This is a genomic window from Saccharothrix sabaoui (genome assembly GCF_051756985.1).
Classification (GTDB): Bacteria; Actinomycetota; Actinomycetes; order Mycobacteriales; family Pseudonocardiaceae; genus Actinosynnema.
The window spans coordinates 1-17,035 of sequence record NZ_JBPKJK010000182.1 but is presented as its reverse complement, the minus strand read 5'-3'; the positions used below and the strand labels follow the sequence as shown (position 1 = coordinate 17,035).

Here is a 17,035-nt window from a genome sequence, read left to right as displayed (position 1 = left end):
AGCACGATCAGCAGGTCGCCGCCCTCCACCTGCTGCACGCCGCCGACCGCGAGCCGCGCCACGCGGCCCGCCTTCGGCGCGGTGATCGCGGCCTCCATCTTCATCGCCTCGATGGTCGCCACGGTCTGGCCCGCCTCGACCCGGTCGCCCTCGGCCACGCTCGGCGTGACCACGCCCGCGAACGGGGCGGCGACGTGGTCGGGGTTGGTCCGGTCGGCCTTCTCGGCGGCCGGGACCTCGGCGGCGATCGACCGGTCGCGCACCTGGATGGGCCGCAGCTGGCCGTTGAGCACCGCCATCACCGTGCGGATGCCGCGCTCGTCGGGCTCGCTGATGGCCTCCAGGCCGATGAGCAGCCGCACGCCCGGCTCCAGGTCGACCGAGTACTCCTCGCCCGGCTTGAGGCCGTAGAAGAAGTCCTTGCTGCTCAGCACGCTGGTGTCGCCGTAGGCGTCCCGGTGCGCCAGGAACTCCTTGGTCGGCGCCGGGAACAGCAGCCGGTTGAGGGTGGCGCGGCGGTCGCCCTCCAAGCCCTTCTCGTCCTCCTCGGTCAGCTCCGCCACGCCCTTGGGCGCGGCACGGCCCTGGAGCGCCTTGCTGCGGAACGGCTCCGGCCAGCCGCCGGGCGGGTCGCCCAGCTCGCCGTGCAGGAACCCGATCACCGAGCCGGGGATGTCGAACCGGCCCGGGTCGGCCTCGAAGTCCTCCGGCTTCACGCCCGCGCCCACCAGGTGCAGCGCGAGGTCGCCGACGACCTTCGAGGACGGGGTCACCTTCACCAGCCGGCCGAGCATCCGGTCGGCGGCGGCGTACATGGACTCGATCTCCTCGAACTTCTGCCCGAGGCCGAGCGCGACCGCCTGGGTGCGCAGGTTGGACAGCTGCCCGCCGGGGATCTCGTGCTTGTAGACGCGGCCCGTGGGACCGGGGATGCCGGACTCGAACGGCGCGTAGACCTTGCGCACCGACTCCCAGTACGGCTCCAGGTCGCACACCGCCTGGAGGTCCAGGCCGGTGGCGCGCTCGGTGTAGTCGGTGGCCGCGACGATCGCCGACAGCGGCGGCTGCGACGTCGTGCCCGCCACCGAGGCGACCGCGCCGTCCACCGCGTCCACACCGGACTGGATCGCCGCCAGGTAGGTGGCCAGCTGACCGCCCGCCGTGTCGTGGGTGTGCAGGTGCACGGGCAGGTCGAACTCCTTGCGCAACGCCGTGACCAGGCGCGCGGCGGCCGGCGGGCGCAGCAGGCCCGCCATGTCCTTCACCGCGAGCACGTGCGCGCCCGCGCCGACGATCTGCTCGGCCAGCTTGAGGTAGTAGTCGAGCGTGTAGAGCCGCTCCTCGGGGTTCGACAGGTCCGAGGTGTAGCAGAGGGCGACCTCGGCGACCGCCGTGCCGGTCTCGCGGACCGCCTCGATGGCCGGGCGCATCTGCTCGACGTCGTTGAGGGCGTCGAAGATGCGGAAGATGTCGATGCCGGTCTTCGTGGCCTCCTCGACGAACGCGCTGGTCACCGCCTCGGGGTAGGGCGTGTAGCCCACCGTGTTGCGACCGCGCAGCAGCATCTGGAGGGTGATGTTGGGCACCGCCTCGCGCAGCGCCGCCAGCCGCTCCCACGGGTCCTCGGCGAGGAACCGCAGCGCCACGTCGTACGTCGCGCCGCCCCACGCCTCCAGCGACAGCATCCGCGGGGCCATCCGCGCCACGTGCGGCGCGATGGCCAGCAGGTCCTTGGTGCGCACGCGGGTGGCCAGCAGCGACTGGTGCGCGTCACGGAACGTGGTGTCGGTCACGCCGAGCGCCGTCGACTCCCGCATCCAGCGGGCGAAGCCCTCCGGGCCCAGCTCCACCAGCTTCTGCTTCGACCCGGCGGGCGGCTCCGCGGCCAGGTCGACCGCCGGCAGCTTCTCGCGCGGGTCCACGACGGACGGCCGCGGGCCGTTCGGCTTGTTCACCGTCACGTCGGCCAGGTAGGTCAGCAGGCGCGTGCCGCGGTCGGCCGGGACGCGCGCGGTGAGCAGCCGGGGGCGCTTCTCGATGAACGAGGTGGTGACGCGGCCCTCGTAGAAGTCCGGGTCGTCCAGCACCGCCTGGAGGAACGGGATGTTCGTGGACACGCCGCGGATGCGGAACTCGGCGACCGCGCGGCGGGCCCGCGCCACGGCGGCGGAGAACGTGCGACCGCGGCAGGTGAGCTTGACCAGCATCGAGTCGAAGTGCGCGCCGATGGCCGTGCCCGCGCCGGTCGTGCCGCCGTCCAGGCGGATGCCCGAGCCGCCCGGCGAGCGGTAGGCGCTGATCATGCCCGTGTCGGGGCGGAAGCCGTTGGCCGGGTCCTCGGTGGTGATGCGGCACTGGAGGGCCGCGCCGCGCAGCTGCACGGTCTCCTGGCTCAGGCCCAGGTCGTCCAGGTCCTCGCCGCTCGCGATCCGCATCTGCGACTGCACGAGGTCGACGTCGGTGACCTCCTCGGTCACCGTGTGCTCGACCTGGATGCGGGGGTTCATCTCGATGAAGACGTAGTTGCCGTGCGGGTCGAGCAGGAACTCGACCGTGCCCGCGTTGCGGTAGCCGATGTGCCGGGCGAACTTCACCGCGTCGTCGCAGATGCGGGCGCGCAGCTCCGGGTCCAGGTTCGGCGCGGGCGCGATCTCGATGACCTTCTGGTGGCGGCGCTGCACCGAGCAGTCGCGCTCGAACAGGTGCATCACGTTGCCCTCGCCGTCGGCGAGGATCTGCACCTCGATGTGCCGCGGCTCGACCACGGCCTGCTCCAGGAACACCGTCGGGTCGCCGAAGGCCGACTCGGCCTCGCGGGACGCCGCCTCCAGGGCCTCGCGCAGCGAGCCCTCGTCCTCCACGCGGCGCATGCCGCGACCGCCACCGCCCGCGACCGCCTTCACGAAGACGGGGAAGGTGATGTCCGCGGCGGCGGCCAGCAGCTCGTCGATGTCGCTGGAGGGCGCGCTGGACTTCAGCACGGGCAGGCCGGCCTCGCGGGCCGCGGCGATGGCGCGGGCCTTGTTGCCGGTCAGCTCCAGCACGTCGCCGGGCGGACCGATGAACGTGATGCCGGCCTCGGCGCACGCCTTGGCCAGCTCGGGGTTCTCGGACAGGAAGCCGTAGCCGGGGTAGACCGCGTCGGCGCCCGCCTTGCGGGCCGCCTTGATGATCTCCTCCACCGAGAGGTAGGCGCGGACCGGGTGCCCCGGCTCGCCGATCTCGTAGGACTCGTCTGCCTTCAGCCTGTGCAGGGAGTTGCGGTCCTCGTGGGGGAAGACCGCAACCGTGCCCGCGCCCAGCTCGTAGGCGGCGCGGAAGGCCCGAATCGCGATCTCGCCGCGGTTGGCGACAAGAACCTTGCGGAACATGCGGCGTTCCCTCCCGGTTGCTCGGCGGTGAATCAAGGCACGCTACCGTGCGCTTCCCGCCCCTCGGGAGTTCCATCTCACGTGACGGACGTCATCGTGATCGGTCACTCATCCGGTCAAGGGCGGTGCGACCTGGGACCATGCCCCGGGATTCTCCCCTGTGGCGCCGTCGTGCGCAGCTCCCCGTTCCGCCGAACACCCGTTCGACGCAGCGCGGTCGCGCTCCGTCCACCGCGTACCGACGATCACCGGGCCGTCACGGTGCGTTCGCCACATCGGGTGACTGCGCCCGCCGAAGTCTCGGTAGGGTTGAGGTCATGGCCGGGGCTGAAGGGACTGGGCAGCCTGCTGCCCGCACCCATTTCGACGTAGTTCTGCGCGGGTACAACCAACGCCAGGTGAACGAGCGCGTGACGCGTCTCGAGTTCGACCTGAAGAACTCCAACAGAGCGCGTGAGGCGGCGTCGACCCAGGTCGCGGAGCTGTCCAAGCTGCTCAGCTCCACCCGTGCCGAGCTGGACAAGGTCAAGGGCCAGGTGAGCAACCTCGCCAACAGCCCCGTCAACGCCTCCAACGTCACCGAGCGCGTGCGCGTGATGATGACGCTCGCCGAGGAGGAGATCGCCGACATCCGCAAGGCCGCGCTCGACCAGGCCAACGCGACGCGCGCCGAGGCCGAGCGCGCCGCCGCCGAGGGCCGGGTGGCGCACCAGCGGGCCATGACCGAGCTGGAGGAGCGCCGCCGCCAGCTGGAGGCCGCCCACCAGCAGCGGACGACCGAGCTGGAGCGGCAGTACGAGGAGCGGCGCGCCGAGCTGGAGAAGTCGCTGGAGGAGCTGCGGGTCAAGCTCAACCGGGAGCACGAGGCGCTGGTCGCCGAGACCACCGCGGAGCGCGAGCGGCTGACGGCCGACTTCGAGGGCAGGACCGCGGAGCTGGCGGCCAGGCGCACCGAGCTGGAGCAGAAGTACAAGGGCCACCACGACGACCTCGACAAGGAGTACGACGAGCTGCGCACCACGCTCCGCAAGGAGCACGAGGTGCACGTCGTGGAGGCGAAGGCGGAGGCCGCGAGGCTCCTCGACGCCGCCCGCGCCGAGGTCGCCGAGCTGGAGTCCGAGGCCCTGGCCAAGGCCGAGGAGGCGATCGCCGACGCCAACTCCCGCGCCGAGCGGACGATCACCGAGGCGGACGCCCACGCCGACCGCCGGGTGACCGCGGCCGACCTCAAGCTCGCCGAGCTGCACACCGTGCACCGGGCGGTGACCGAGCAGTTCGCCGCGGCGCAGGAGGCGATCACCCGGGCGATGGCCACCCTGTCGCCGCTGGACGTCGAGGCCCGGGCGGAGGAGGAGGCCGCCGCCGCGAAGGCCGAGCCGACCGACGACCGGCCTGCGCAGGCCGAGCCCGCCAAGGCCGAGCCCGCCAAGGCCCAGCCCGCCAAGGCCGAGCCCGCGAAGGCCCAGCCCACGAAGACCGAACCGGTGAAGCCCGAGCCGGCGGCGAAGGCCGAGGAGCCGGCGAAGGCCGGGGTGGACCCGTCCGAGCAGCCCACGACCCAGCTGCCGGTGCCCAAGAAGCGCAGGTAGGGGCTACTGGGGCAGCTGGTCGGCCGGCACGACCTCGGCCTGGTTCGGCACCGCGATGCCCACCGGGCCGCCCCAGTCGCGGAACCGGGTGGTCGACTGCTTGACGACCTTCCCGTCCAGCTGGAAGCGGTACTCGGCCTTGAGCGGCGCGCTGGTGGCGTCCACCCACACCGAGGCGGCGATCGCCACGCCGTAGTCGGCGAGCTGGGTGTGCTGGAGCTGGATGTCCGGGTCCTCGACGACCTTCGCCATCTTCATCGGGTCCACGACCAGGTCGTAGCGGGTCACCGGCACGTCGTCGAGCCGCTCGGTCGTCGTGCCGGTGATCAGCGCGGCGCTCGGCTGCACGTAGTCCAGCTCGGCGCCCACGGTGGCGCTCGGCCCGAAGCCGCGCAGCAGCGCCGCCAGCGAGCCGCTGTTCTCGGGCGTGTAGTGGCCCCACTTCTTGCCCTCGGGCATGGGCGCGCCCGCGACCTGCACGTACGTCCCGGAGGGCACCACCACGAGGGTCGTCCGGTTCGGCGGCTGACCGCCGGTCGAGACGTCCATCACCATCGACGCGCTGAGCCCGCCGGGCGAGTGCCTGACCGACCCGTCGACCACGGTGCGGACCTCGGTGGCCTCCCCGTCGGAGGCGAAGCCCTCGGTGTGGAACGCGGCCGTGGACAGCTCGGCGCGCCGCTGCTCGACGCGTTCGGCGAGGACCGCCAGGTCGCCGCGGGGCGGCGGGGCGCTCGACGGGGCCGGGTCACCACCCGGGCCGGGCGAGCAGGCGACCAGCGCCGACACCAACGCCGGCAGGACCAGGGCCGACGGGACCAGGGCGAGCGGGGAACGGCGCACGAGTCAGGGTAACCGGCCGCCGCTCACGCCTTCTCCAGGTACTCGGCGCGCTCCTCGTCCAGCAGCCCCGCCACCAGGCCGGCCAGCCCGGGGTGCGCGGCCAGGTCCGGGTCCGCCTCCACGACCTCCTGCGCCACGACCCGCGCGTCGGCGATCACGTCCTCGTCGCGCAGCAGCGACAGCATCTTCAACCCCGACCGCGTGCCCGACTGGGCCGCGCCCAGGACGTCGCCCTCGCGCCGCAGCTCCAGGTCCAGCTGCGCCAGCTCGAAGCCGTCCAGGGTGGACTCGACGGCCCGCAGCCGCTCCATGGTCGACGTGCCGCCGGGCATCTCGGTGACCAGCAGGCACAGCCCCGGCGCGCTGCCCCGGCCGACGCGCCCGCGCAGCTGGTGCAGCTGGCTCACGCCGAACCGGTCGGCGTCCATGATCACCATGACGGTGGCGTTGGGCACGTTCACGCCGACCTCGACCACCGTGGTGGCCACCAGCACCTGCACCTCGTTCGCCGCGAACGCCCGCATCACGGCGTCCTTGTCGTCCGGGGCCATCCGCCCGTGCAGGACGTCGATCGCCAGCCCGCGCAGCGGCCCGGCGGCCAGCCGGTTCGCGACGTCCACCACGGCCAGCGGCGGCCGGCGGTCCGAGCCGTCGCCCTTGCCGTCCTCCTTCGGCGGCTCCTCGCCGTCCTCGTTCTCCCCGTCGCCGATGCGCGGGCACACCACGTACACCTGGTGCCCCTTGCGCACCTCCTCGTGGATGCGCTGCCACGCCCGGTCCAGCCACTGCGGCTTCTCCGCGATCGGCACCACCGACGTGGAGATCGGCGAACGCCCGCGCGGCAGCTCGCGCAGCGCGGACACCTCCAGGTCGCCGTAGACGGTCATGGCCACGGTGCGCGGGATCGGCGTCGCCGTCATCACCAGCACGTGCGGCGCGGACCCGCCGGCCCGCCCGCTCAGCGCGGCGCGCTGCTCCACGCCGAACCGGTGCTGCTCGTCGACCACGACCAGCCCGAGGTCGTGGAACCCGACCTTGTCCTGGATCAGCGCGTGCGTGCCGACCACGACCCCGGCCTCGCCGGTCACGATCTCCAGCATCGCCTTCTTCCGCGCCGCCGCGCCCATCGAGCCGGTCAGCAGCGTGACGCGCGTCGCGTGCTCCGCTCCCCCCAGCTCACCGGCCTGCGCGAGGTCGCCCAGCTGCTCCCGCAGCGACCGGGCGTGCTGCGCGGCCAGCACCTCGGTGGGCGCCAGCATCGCGGCCTGCCGGCCCGCGTCGACGACCTGGAGCATCGCCCGCAGCGCCACCATCGTCTTGCCCGAGCCCACCTCGCCCTGGAGCAGCCGGTTCATCGGCACGTCCCGCGACAGGTCCGCCGCGATCTGCTCGCCGACCTCGCGCTGGCCGGCGGTCAGCTCGAACGGCAGGCGGGCGTCGAAGGCGTCGCGCACGAGGCCGTCGCGGGGCGGGCACGCGGGTGCCGGGCGGGCCGTCGAGGACTTGCGGCGCTGGGCCAGGGTGAGCTGGACGGCCATCGCCTCGTCCCACTTGAGGCGCTGCTGCGCCACGGTGATCGCGGCCCACCCGTCCGGGCGGTGGATGTCGCGCAGGGCCTTCTCCAGCGGCACGAGGTCGCGGGCCCGGCGCAGGTCCTCGGGCAGCGGGTCCTCGGCGACGCCGTCCCACAGGGCGAGGACCTGCTCCACGCAGTTGGAGACGTTCCACGACTGGATGCCCTGCGCCGCCGGGTAGACCGGGATGAACGCGCCCGCGAACTTGGCCGCGTCGCCGTCGAACCCGTCGAGCACCTGGTAGTCGGGGTGGGCGAGCTGGAGCTTGCCGTTGAACACGCCGACCTTGCCCGCGAACATCGCCTCGCGGCCGGGCAGCAGCTCGCGCTCGACCTTGCGCGAGCCGCGCCCGAAGAACACCAGGTGCAGGTCGCTGGAGCCGTCGGTGATGACGGCCTCCAGCAGTTCGCCGCTGCGCGACTTCATCCGCCGCTGCCGCGCGCTCTTGACCCGCGCCTGCACGGTGGCGTGCTCGCCCAGCTCCAGCCCGGCGATCTCGGTGAGCTTGCCGCGCTCGTCGTAGCGGCGCGGGTAGTGGCGCAGCAGGTCGCCGACCGTGCGCAGGCCCAGGCCGGACTCCAGGGCGTCGGCGCTCTTCTTGCCGAGCACCGCCACCAGCTTCTCGTCGAAGGTCGTCATCAGCGGCCCATCCAACTACTCGACACCGACAAACCCACTACTCGACACCGACGACGACGAGGGCGTCCGGCTGTCCGCCCTGGTAGGCGGCCAGCTCCACCTCCGGGTGGGTCACCCGCAGGTGATCTTCCAGCACCCGTTCCAGCCCGTCCGGGGCACCCCGCCCGAGCAGCACGGTGACCAGTTCGCCGCCGCTGGCGAGCATCCGGTCGACCAGGCGGCACGCGAGGTCGCCGACGTCCTCGCTGCCGGGCGCGACGAGCACGACCTCGCCGTCGACCATGCCGAGCAGGTCGCCCGGCTCGCACCGGCCCACCCACGTGATGGCCTCGCGGGCGGACACCGCGACCTCGCCGCGCCGGGTGGCCGCGGCGGCCTCGGCCATGGCGACCACGTCGTCGCCCGCGCGGCGCGTCGGCGAGTGCACGGCGAGCGCGGCCAGCGCCTGCACCGGGGAGAACGTCGGCACGACCACGACGTCCTGCCCGGCGGCGACGGCCTGCGCCACGGCCTCGTCGAGCGGTCCGCGCCACGCCGGGTCGCCGGGCAGCACGGTCACCTGCCGCGCCCGCGTGCCCGTGACGACGGCGAGCAGGTCGGCGGCGGTCACGTCCGCGTCGCCGGGCTCGAACACCACGGCGCCCTCGGAGCGGAACAGCTCGGCCGCGCCCGGTCCGTCGACGAGCACGACGATCGCCCGGTCGCGGGCGAAGCGGGACGCGGCGGCGACCTGGTCGGCGAACCGGGCGACGGTGACGCGGTGCGGGCGGCCGACCGCGATGCCCGCCTCGATCGCCGCGCCGATGTCGTTGCAGTGCACGTGCACGGTCCACAGGCCGGCCCCGTCGCCGACGACGGACGCGCAGTCGCCGACCGCCTCCAGCGCCGCCCGGAGCCGGGGTGCGTCGAGGTCGCCGTCGAGCAGGTACATGACCTCGTACTCGTAGTCGGCCGACCCGGCTTCGCGGGCGGTGGTGAGGGCGTCGCGCGGCACGCTCGCCGGGGCCGCGCCGGAGGTCTCCGGCGCGCGGCCGGTGACGACGCCCGCCAGGGTGTCCAGGAGCACGACGAGGCCCCGCCCGCCTGCGTCGACGACCCCGGCGCGGGCCAGCACGGCGAGCTGGCGGGGCGTGTCGGCGAGCGCGGCGGCCCCGGCGCCGGCGGCGGCGGTGACCACCTCGTCCAGGTCGTCGGAGCCGCAGTCGCGGGCCGCCTCGGCGGCGGCGTGCAGGACGGACAGCACGGTGCCGGGCACGGGCGCGGACACGGCGGCGGTGGCCAGCTCGTCGGCGCGCTGCAACGCCCGCCGCAGCGACGAGCCGCCGGCCGTGGACGCGCCCTGGGCGGCCTCCGCGAGGCCCCTGAGCACCTGGGACAGGATGACGCCGGAGTTGCCGCGGGCCCCGGCCAGCGCGCCGCGCGCCAGGGCGGCCAGGGCCGTGCCGACGCCGGCGTCCTCGTCGGCGGGGGTCCGGAGCAGGTTGTCCAGCGCCGAGCGCATGGTCTGGAGCAGGTTGGTGCCGGTGTCGCCGTCGGGCACCGGGAACACGTTGATGCGGTCGATGTCCTCCCGGTTGGCGTCCAGGGACCGCACACAGGCGTCCGCCCACTGGCGCACCGCGACCGCATCGAGAGCCCGCATGGCCGCCGAGGGTATTCGACCCGGTTTGGAGGCGGTGCGGCCGACCGGCTACCCTGTCCAGGTTGCCATGCCCGGCTGAGGCTTGTGCACGCTTGCGCGCCCGCCGGGGCGTGAGTACCCCCGAAGAACCTGAAGGAGTGGCTGACGTGGCTGCCGTGTGCGACGTCTGTGGCAAGGGGCCGGGCTTCGGCCATTCTGTCTCGCACTCCCACCGGAAGACGAACCGCCGGTGGAACCCGAACATCCAGACCGTGCGCGCGAAGGTGTCCTCTTCGCAGCGCCAGCGGCTCAACGTGTGCACCTCGTGCCTGAAGGCGGGCAAGGTGGTGCGCGGCTGACGCCGTGCCCTGAAGCGTGGCGAAAGGCCCCCGGGTGGTTCACCCGGGGGCCTTTCGCTGTCCGCGAGGCGCTCGGGCGCGGGTCCGGGGTGCCAGGTGGACGGACTCGCTGTGCCCTGGTGGCGAACCCGGGCGGCACGCGGAGGTCGGCGGTTCGGTCGACGGCGGTTCGGCGGTCGGCGGCGGATCAGTGGTGGGCAGCGGGTCGGTGGGCAGCGGCGGGTCAGTGGGCGGCGGCGGGTCGGTGGGCAGCGGCGGGTCGGTGGGCAGCGGCGGGTCAGTGGGCAGCGGCGGGTCAGTGGGCAGCGGCGGGTCAGTGGGCAGCGGCGGGTCAGTGGGCGGCGGCGGGTCGGTGGTCGACGGCCCAGACGTGCTCCGGGCGCGGGTCGGCGGTGGCGGGCGCGAAGACGGCCGTGGCCGGGCGGTCGCCGTCGTAGCCGACGCCGAGCACGAGGTCGCGGTCCGCGCCGCGGGCGAGGGTCCAGCCGCCGTCACCGCTGGGGCGCAGGGCCCAGCGCTGGTCGGGGGCGCCGTCGCAGGCGCGGAGGCCGACCCGCGCACCCGGCCGCGCGTCGGCGGCCGGCGCGGTCAAGCACCGGTCGGCTGCGGTGTTGCGGACGCGGACGCCCTCGGGGGTCTGGTCGACCTCCCACGAGTCGGCGTCCGACGCCCGGTCGGTGAGCACGACCGACTCGCCGTTGACGGCCAGCCTCGTGCCGGTCGACGGGTTCGCCAGCCGCGTGGTGTCCGGTTCGGCGCCCGCCCGACCGGGGACGGCGACGGCGGTGGGCGTCACCACGGGCACCGGGACGGGCCGGCCGGCTCGCCCCGCACCTGCCTGCACTGCACCTGCCTGCACCGGACCGGACTGCGCGGGACCGACCTGCACCGGCCCGGCCGCCAGGGCGGTGGCGGCGCAGGCCACCGCGCAGACCGCGACGAGCGCGCCGGCCGTCAGCGTGCGAGCGAGCGCCATCTCCGTCGTCCTTCCCATCGGTCCTGGGGACCTCCGGGTTGCCCGCTCGGCACGGCCTACCCGACCGATCACCCGACCGGGGGCACTTCTCCCACCTACGGGTGACGGACGGTGCTCACGGCAGCTTCCAGTCCACCGGCTCGGCCCCCTGCTGCTCCAGCAGCGCGTTGACCTTGCTGAACGGCTTGGAGCCGAAGAAGCCGCCGGACGCGGACAGCGGGCTCGGGTGCACCGACTCGACGCACGGGTACGGCGCGAGCATCGGCTTGAGCGCGCGGGCCTGGCTGCCCCACAGGACGGCCACGAGCGGGGTGTCGCGGGCCGCGAGCGCCTTGATGGCCTGCTCGGTGACCGGCTCCCAGCCCTTGTTGCGGTGGGAGTTCGACTTGCCCGGCTGCACCGTCAGCGCCCTGTTGAGCAGCAGCACGCCCTGCTCGGCCCACGGCGTCAGGTCGCCGTTGGACGGCTTGGGGTGGCCCAGGTCGGACGTGTACTCGGTGTAGATGTTGTTCAGGCTCTTGGGGATGGGCCGGGTCTCCGGCGACACCGAGAAGCTCAGGCCGACGGCGTGGCCCGGCGTCGGGTACGGGTCCTGGCCGACGATCAGCACGCGCACCGAGTGGAACGGCTGCTGGAAGGCCCGCAGCACGTTCTCCCCCGCGGGCAGGTACGTCCGCCCGGCGGCGACCTCCGCCCGCAGGAACTCGCCCATCCTGGCGACCTGATCGGCGACGGGCGCGAGTGCGGCGGCCCAGCCGGCTTCCACGATTTCCTCAAGGGGACGACCCACGGCGGGACCCTACCTCAGTCGAGCCGCCGCAGTTCCCCGCGGTAGCGCGAGATGTTGTCCACGTACCTGTCCACGGCGAACTGCCACGCGCCGTCGGGCACCACGTACCCCTCGCGGACCTTCGCGGGCACGCCGAGCGCCATGGACCGCGCGGGCACGCGCCCGTCGAACGAGACCACCGCGCCGGCCCCGACGATCGCGCCCTCCTCCACCACGGAACCGTTGAGCACCACCGAACCCGACGCGATGAGGCAGCGGTCGGCGATGGTGGCGCCCTCGATGTGCACGTTGTGCCCGATGACGCACTCGGCGCCGATGACGGCGGGGTGGAACTCGGTGCAGTGCACGACCGTGCCGTCCTGGACCGACGTGCGCTCGCCGACCTCGATGCGCCCGTAGTCGCCGCGCAGCACGGCCTGCGGCCACACGGAGGCGTGGGCGGCGATCCGGACGTCCCCGATCACGGTGGCGTCCGGGTGCACGTAGGCGTCCGGGTGGATCACCGGTTCGAGGTCACCCAGCGCGTAGATCGCCACAGCCGCTCCCCTTGGCCCTCAGAGTTCCTTCGCGTAGCACAAGCTGTCCGGATGATGCCGGTAGACGCCGAAGTTGTCGATGCGCGCGTACCCGCTCGCCTCGTACAGGCCGATCGCCTCGGGCTGGCGGGTGCCGGTCTCCAGCACCATGCGGGTGCGGCCGGCGGCGCGGGCGGCGTCCTCCAGCTCGGCCAGCACGAGCCGGGACAGGCCCCGCCCGCGCAGCGCGTCCACGACGTACATGCGCTTGATCTCGGCGTCGCCGGGGCGCAGGGAGTCCTCGGCCACGTCGTGCGCGCGCCACCCGCCGCACGCCACCGGCGCGCCGTCGAGGTAGCCGACGACGAAGTGCCCCAGGGGCGCGGAGAACTGCGCCGGGTCCACCGGGGTCACGTCCTCGTCGCCGTAGCGGACCACGAACACCTGCTGGAGCTCGGCGATCAGCTTGACCGAATCTGGATGGTCATACGGAAGCGTGCATAGTTCCACATTGTCGAGCTTACCTACCGCCAATGCTCCCAACCAGGGGGTTTCTCGTAGGCGCGACCGTCCACGGTGACCCCGCTGCCGTGCCGGACGGTGCCGATCGTCTGCCACCCGTCGGGCACGGCGGCCGGCTCGGGGAACGTCGCGGCGAGGGCGTGGTCCTCGCCGCCGGTGAGCGCCCAGTGCCGGGCGTCCGCGCCCAGCGCCGCGGCCACGTCGATCAGCCGCGGGTGCACCTCCAGCAGCTCGGTGCGGATGTCGATGCCGATGCCCGACTCGTCGGCGATGTGCCCGAGGTCGGCGAGCAGGCCGTCCGACACGTCGATCATCGCCGTCGCGCCCGCGGCGGCGGCCTGCGGACCGGCGGCGTAGGGCGGTTCCGGGGTGCGCTGCGCCCCGACGACCGCGACCGGCGAGCGGAACCCGCGCTGGAGCACGGCGAGGCCGCCCGCCGCCCAGCCGAGCCGCCCGCACACCGCGACCACGTCGCCGACCTGCGCGCCGGCCCGCGTCACGGGCTCCAGGCCGCCCATGTCGCCCATCGCCGTAACGGAGATCACCAGTGTCGCGGAGGACACCATGTCGCCGCCCACCACGCCGGCCCCCGCGACGACGGCCTCCTGCCACAGCCCGGCGGTGATTCCCTCCACCACCGAGGAGGGGGTGTCGGCGGGGCACGCGAGGCCGATCGTGAGGGCGGTCGGGACGGCTCCCATGGCGACCACGTCCGCCAGGTTCACGGCCGCCGCCTTGCGGCCGACCTGCTCGGGGGAGGACCAGTCGAGTCTGAAGTGGACGCCTTCGACGAGCACGTCGGTGGACACCACCACGCGGCCGTCGGGCGCCGCGACCACAGCCGCGTCGTCACCCGGCCCGAGCAGGGTGGTGGGCGGCTGCGTCCGACCTGCCGTCACCCGGCGGATGAGACCGAACTCACCCACGTCAGCGACCGTGTCCGCGTTCCGCGGCGGCTCCGGACGCAAGATTGCCTCCCGTTCTGAGCATTCGGAACCCCGACTGGGGTACGTTGCTGTGCACGTTCCTACCCCGACCTAACCTGTCGCGACGAAGGGGCACGCCGTGGTGCACGCATACATCCTCATCCAGACCGAGGTCGGGAAGGCAGCCGCCGTCGCGGCGGAGATCTCCGGCATCCCCGGGGTGGCCCAAGCGGAGGACGTCACCGGTCCGTACGACGTCATCGTCCGCGCCGAGGCCGACACCGTCGACCAGCTGGGACAGCTCGTGGTCGCCCGCATCCAGAACGTGGAGGGCATCACGCGAACGCTGACCTGCCCGGTGGTGCACCTGTAGGCCCGTGCTGTCATAACCGCGTGGCACAGGAACCGGAACCCGCCTCGCTGCTCCCCCGTCCGCTGCTCGCCGTGGCCCTGGGCCTGCCGGCGCTGCTCGCGGCGGGCGTGGCGGCCGTGGGCCTCTTCCTCGGCGCGGGCGGCAAGGACGACCCCGCCGACCCGTCGGTCGACCGCTCCGGTCCCGTGGCGCTGGTGCCCGTGCCCGCGCCGGGGGCCGGGTCGGGCGAGTGCGCGGCGCTGGTGAGCGCGCTGCCCATGCAGCTGCTGTCCAACGGCGCCACGCTGTCGCGGCGCGAGCTGGCGGCCCCGGCCCCGCCCGGCGCGGTGGCCTGGGGCGACGCGGCGCACGAGCCGATCGTGCTGCGGTGCGGCCTGGACCGACCGGCTGACCTCACGCCGACCTCCACCCTGCGGACGATCTCCGACGTCGACTGGCTGGTGCTGTCCGAGGGTGCCACGTCCACCTGGTACGCGGTGGACCGGCCGGTGTACGTGGCGCTGACCGTGCCGTCGGACGCGGGCACGGGGCCCTTGCAGGACATCTCGACGACGATCCGAGACGCCCTCGCCAAGGGCCCCGTGGACACGCAGGGGCGGCGTTAGCGCAGGCCGGTGCCGCGGGCGAGCGCGGTCTCCACCAGGGTGGTCAGCAGCGTCGGGTAGTCGAGGCCGGTCTTCGCCCACATCGCCGGGTACATCGAGATGGGCGTGAAGCCGGGCATCGTGTTGACCTCGTTGACGACCAGCTCGTCGTAGTCGGTGACGAAGAAGTCGACGCGGGCCAGGCCCTGGCAGTCGAGCGCGTGGAAGGCGGCCACGGCCATCGCGCGCAGGTCGCGGGAGACGTGGTCGTCGAGCTTGGCGGGGATGTCGAACTCGGCGACGTCGTCGAGGTACTTGGCGTCGAAGTCGTACCAGTCGACCTGGCCGCCGACGATGCGCAGCTCGGCGGGCAGCGACGCCTCGACGCGGCCGTCCGGGAACTCCAGGACGCCGCACTCGATCTCGCGACCGGACACGGCGGCCTCGATGATGACCTTCGGGTCGGTCTTGCGGGCCAGCGCGATCGCGCTGTCCAGGTGGGACCAGTCGACGACCTTGGAGATGCCGACGGACGAGCCCGCGCGGGCCGGCTTCACGAAGACCGGCAGGCCCAGCCGGTCGCGGTCGGCGTCGGACAGCGTCTCCTGGTCGCGGCGCAGCACGGCGAACTCGCCGACCGGCAGGCCCGCGCCCTGGAGCAGGCGCTTGGTGAACTCCTTGTCCATCGCGACCGCGCTGGCCAGGACGCCGGGGCCGACGTAGGGGATGTCGGCGAGCTCCAGCAGGCCCTGGACCGTGCCGTCCTCGCCCCACGCGCCGTGCAGGACGGGGAAGACCACGTCCACGTCGTCCAGCACCGCGTCGGGCGTGACCGGGACCAGCTCGCTGCCGGACACCGGCACCAGGGAGTCGACGCTGGGGAGCTGCCGTTCCCGCACCTCCAGCGCCTTGGTGTCGTCGGCGCCGATCACCCACGCCCCGCCCTCGGTGATGCCCACCGGCACCACCTCGAACCGCTCGCGGTCCAGGTGCGGGAGGACGCTGCCGGCGGACAGGCAGGAGACGGTGTGCTCGCTGCTGCGCCCGCCGAACACCACGGCGACCTTGGTCTTGCGCTGTGTCATGGCTCGGACCCTACCCGGATGGCGTAACCACCCATCGCGAACGCGGAACTCAAGGGTCGCGAGCGCTGGACTCGCGGGTCGCGAGCGCTGGACTCGCGGGTGAACGGCCACCGCACCGGCGAGTCCAACGCCCAGGACCCGAGAGTCCAACGCCCAGGACCCTTGAGTTCTTCATTCGCGAGTGGAGAACTCAGGGGGCCTGGGCGTTGGACTCTCGGGGGTGGGCGAGGATGCGGATCAGGGTGGGGACGGCGGCGGTGAGCTGGTCGCGCGAGCAGGCGCTGTAGCCGATCGCGGCGCCGTGCAGCCTGGGGCGGGCGGCGTGGTGGCGGCCCAGGCCGTCCAGGCGCAGGCCGTGGGCGAGGGCCTCGGCCAGGGCGTCGCGCTCGGCCTGCGCGGAGGGCAGGGGCACGACGACGTGCGCCCCCGCGTCGTCGCCGAGGACCGGCACGCCCGCGTCGGCGAACGCGGCGGACAGCAGGGCGCGGCGCTCGGACAGCTCGCGCCGCAGCTTGCGCAGGTGACGGCCCAGGTCGCCGTTGCGCGCCAGCTCCACCAGCACGCGCTGGCCCGCCGCGGACGGGCTGGTGCCGGTGCGGTCGCGGTGGGCCAGGACCTCGGCGGCGATGGGTTCGGGGGCCACCATCCAGCCCGCGCCGAGCGTCGGGGTGAGGATCTTGCTCGTCGTGCCCAGGTGCACGACGACGTCCGGCGCGAGCGCGGCCAGCAGCGGCAGGGGCGCGACGTCGTAGCGCAGCTCGCCGTCGTAGTCGTCCTCCACGACCAGCCACCCCTCGGCACGGGCCCGCTCCACGAGGGCGACCCGCCGCCCGGCCGACATGCGCCCGCCCATCGGGTACTGGTGCGCGGGCGAGCAGTACACGCCCCGCACGCCGGCCGGCACGGCGTCCACGAGGATGCCCTCCTCGTCCACGGGCGCCTGCACGACCCGCACGCCGGCCGACCGCAGCGCCCACACGGCCCGCTGGTAGCCGGGCTCCTCCACGGCCACCACGTCACCGGGCTCCAGCACGGCCGACGCCAGCTCGACCAGCGCGGCGGTGGTGCCGCCGGTCGCCAGCACGTGCTCCTCGCGCAGCCCGCCGCGCACGGCCAGCCCCCGGTGGCGCAGCAGGTGCTCGGCGACCACGGCCCGGTACTCGGGCAGCCCGGCGCGCGCGGGCCGGAACAGCGGCGGCACGTCCGCCGCCGCCCGCCACGCCCGCCGCCACGCCGCCCGGTCCAGCCCCTCGGCCCACGGCGCGCCG

At 74.0% G+C, this 17,035-nt stretch carries 15 protein-coding genes; 4 read left to right on the top strand and 11 right to left on the bottom strand.

What is annotated here, in order from left to right:
* Positions 1-3,371 (bottom strand): pyruvate carboxylase (locus ACR807_RS35875; protein ID WP_438925953.1); only part of this gene is annotated, 3,371 nt, incomplete at its 3' end.
* Between the two features lie 410 nt (positions 3,372-3,781).
* Between ACR807_RS35875 and ACR807_RS35870 the strand changes: the two genes are divergently transcribed.
* Positions 3,782-4,960, top strand: a complete 1,179-nt coding sequence (locus ACR807_RS35870; protein WP_438925952.1) for a coiled-coil domain-containing protein — start codon at positions 3,782-3,784, stop codon at positions 4,958-4,960.
* 3 nt (positions 4,961-4,963) lie between these two features.
* On the opposite strand, the gene ACR807_RS35865 is transcribed toward ACR807_RS35870, so the two are convergent.
* Genes ACR807_RS35865 through ACR807_RS35855 form a run of 3 tightly spaced genes read right to left on the bottom strand, consistent with a single transcriptional unit; the run spans position 4,964 to position 9,658 of the window.
* Positions 4,964-5,803 carry a hypothetical protein gene (locus ACR807_RS35865; protein ID WP_438925951.1) on the bottom strand — a complete coding sequence of 280 codons (840 nt, stop codon included), beginning with the start codon at positions 5,801-5,803 and terminating at the stop codon, positions 4,964-4,966.
* A gap of 23 nt (positions 5,804-5,826) precedes the next feature.
* Positions 5,827-8,016: an ATP-dependent DNA helicase RecG gene (recG, locus tag ACR807_RS35860; protein ID WP_438925950.1), complete on the bottom strand. Its 2,190-nt coding sequence runs from the start codon at positions 8,014-8,016 to the stop codon at positions 5,827-5,829.
* Positions 8,017-8,053: 37 nt separating this feature from the next.
* Entirely contained in the window at positions 8,054-9,658 is a 1,605-nt protein-coding gene (locus ACR807_RS35855) for a DAK2 domain-containing protein (RefSeq protein ID WP_438925949.1), read from the bottom strand.
* A gap of 146 nt (positions 9,659-9,804) precedes the next feature.
* Between ACR807_RS35855 and rpmB the strand changes: the two genes are divergently transcribed.
* Positions 9,805-9,996 carry a 50S ribosomal protein L28 gene (gene rpmB / locus ACR807_RS35850; RefSeq protein WP_306747451.1) on the top strand — a complete coding sequence of 64 codons (192 nt, stop codon included), beginning with the start codon at positions 9,805-9,807 and terminating at the stop codon, positions 9,994-9,996.
* Between the two features lie 331 nt (positions 9,997-10,327).
* Here the strand turns inward: rpmB and ACR807_RS35845 are convergent, their stop codons facing one another.
* From ACR807_RS35845 to ACR807_RS35825, 5 genes are all read right to left on the bottom strand, one after another.
* A complete protein-coding gene (locus tag ACR807_RS35845; RefSeq protein ID WP_438925948.1) occupies positions 10,328-10,972 on the bottom strand; it encodes an RICIN domain-containing protein in 645 nt (214 codons plus the stop codon).
* Positions 10,973-11,087: 115 nt separating this feature from the next.
* Positions 11,088-11,762: a uracil-DNA glycosylase gene (locus ACR807_RS35840; protein WP_438925947.1), complete on the bottom strand. Its 675-nt coding sequence runs from the start codon at positions 11,760-11,762 to the stop codon at positions 11,088-11,090.
* Between the two features lie 14 nt (positions 11,763-11,776).
* Entirely contained in the window at positions 11,777-12,298 is a 522-nt protein-coding gene (locus ACR807_RS35835) for a gamma carbonic anhydrase family protein (protein ID WP_438925946.1), read from the bottom strand.
* Positions 12,299-12,316: 18 nt separating this feature from the next.
* Entirely contained in the window at positions 12,317-12,787 is a 471-nt protein-coding gene (locus ACR807_RS35830) for a GNAT family N-acetyltransferase (RefSeq protein WP_438925945.1), read from the bottom strand.
* A gap of 14 nt (positions 12,788-12,801) precedes the next feature.
* The gene (locus tag ACR807_RS35825; RefSeq protein ID WP_438925944.1) at positions 12,802-13,767 is read right to left on the bottom strand and encodes a thiamine-phosphate kinase; all 966 of its coding nucleotides are present in this window, start codon (positions 13,765-13,767) and stop codon (positions 12,802-12,804) included.
* 97 nt (positions 13,768-13,864) lie between these two features.
* Here ACR807_RS35825 and ACR807_RS35820 point away from each other — a divergent pair, with 97 nt between their 5' ends.
* Together ACR807_RS35820 and ACR807_RS35815 are read left to right on the top strand one after the other, a co-directional pair.
* The gene (locus ACR807_RS35820) at positions 13,865-14,098 is read left to right on the top strand and encodes an Lrp/AsnC family transcriptional regulator (protein WP_033431506.1); all 234 of its coding nucleotides are present in this window, start codon (positions 13,865-13,867) and stop codon (positions 14,096-14,098) included.
* A 20-nt stretch (positions 14,099-14,118) separates the two neighbouring features.
* Positions 14,119-14,703, top strand: a complete 585-nt coding sequence (locus ACR807_RS35815) for a DUF3515 domain-containing protein (RefSeq protein WP_438925943.1) — start codon at positions 14,119-14,121, stop codon at positions 14,701-14,703.
* Here ACR807_RS35815 and ACR807_RS35810 read toward each other — a convergent pair.
* Positions 14,700-15,767 (bottom strand): D-alanine--D-alanine ligase family protein, encoded by a 1,068-nt coding sequence (locus ACR807_RS35810; RefSeq protein WP_438925942.1) that lies wholly within the window; start codon positions 15,765-15,767, stop codon positions 14,700-14,702. The two genes, ACR807_RS35815 and ACR807_RS35810, sit on opposite strands and share 4 nt — an antisense overlap.
* A 190-nt stretch (positions 15,768-15,957) precedes the next feature.
* Positions 15,958-17,035 (bottom strand): aminotransferase-like domain-containing protein (locus tag ACR807_RS35805; RefSeq protein WP_438925941.1); only part of this gene is annotated, 1,078 nt, incomplete at its 5' end.

Excerpts from the sequence above, each read along its gene's own strand:
- recG (WP_438925950.1), bottom strand. The coding sequence starts at position 8,016 with ATGACGACCTTCGACGAGAAGCTGGTGGCGGTGCTCGGCAAGAAGAGC.
- ACR807_RS35855 (WP_438925949.1), bottom strand. The coding sequence starts at position 9,658 with ATGCGGGCTCTCGATGCGGTCGCGGTGCGCCAGTGGGCGGACGCCTGT.
- ACR807_RS35845 (WP_438925948.1), bottom strand. The coding sequence starts at position 10,972 with ATGGCGCTCGCTCGCACGCTGACGGCCGGCGCGCTCGTCGCGGTCTGC.
- ACR807_RS35810 (WP_438925942.1), bottom strand. The coding sequence starts at position 15,767 with ATGACACAGCGCAAGACCAAGGTCGCCGTGGTGTTCGGCGGGCGCAGC.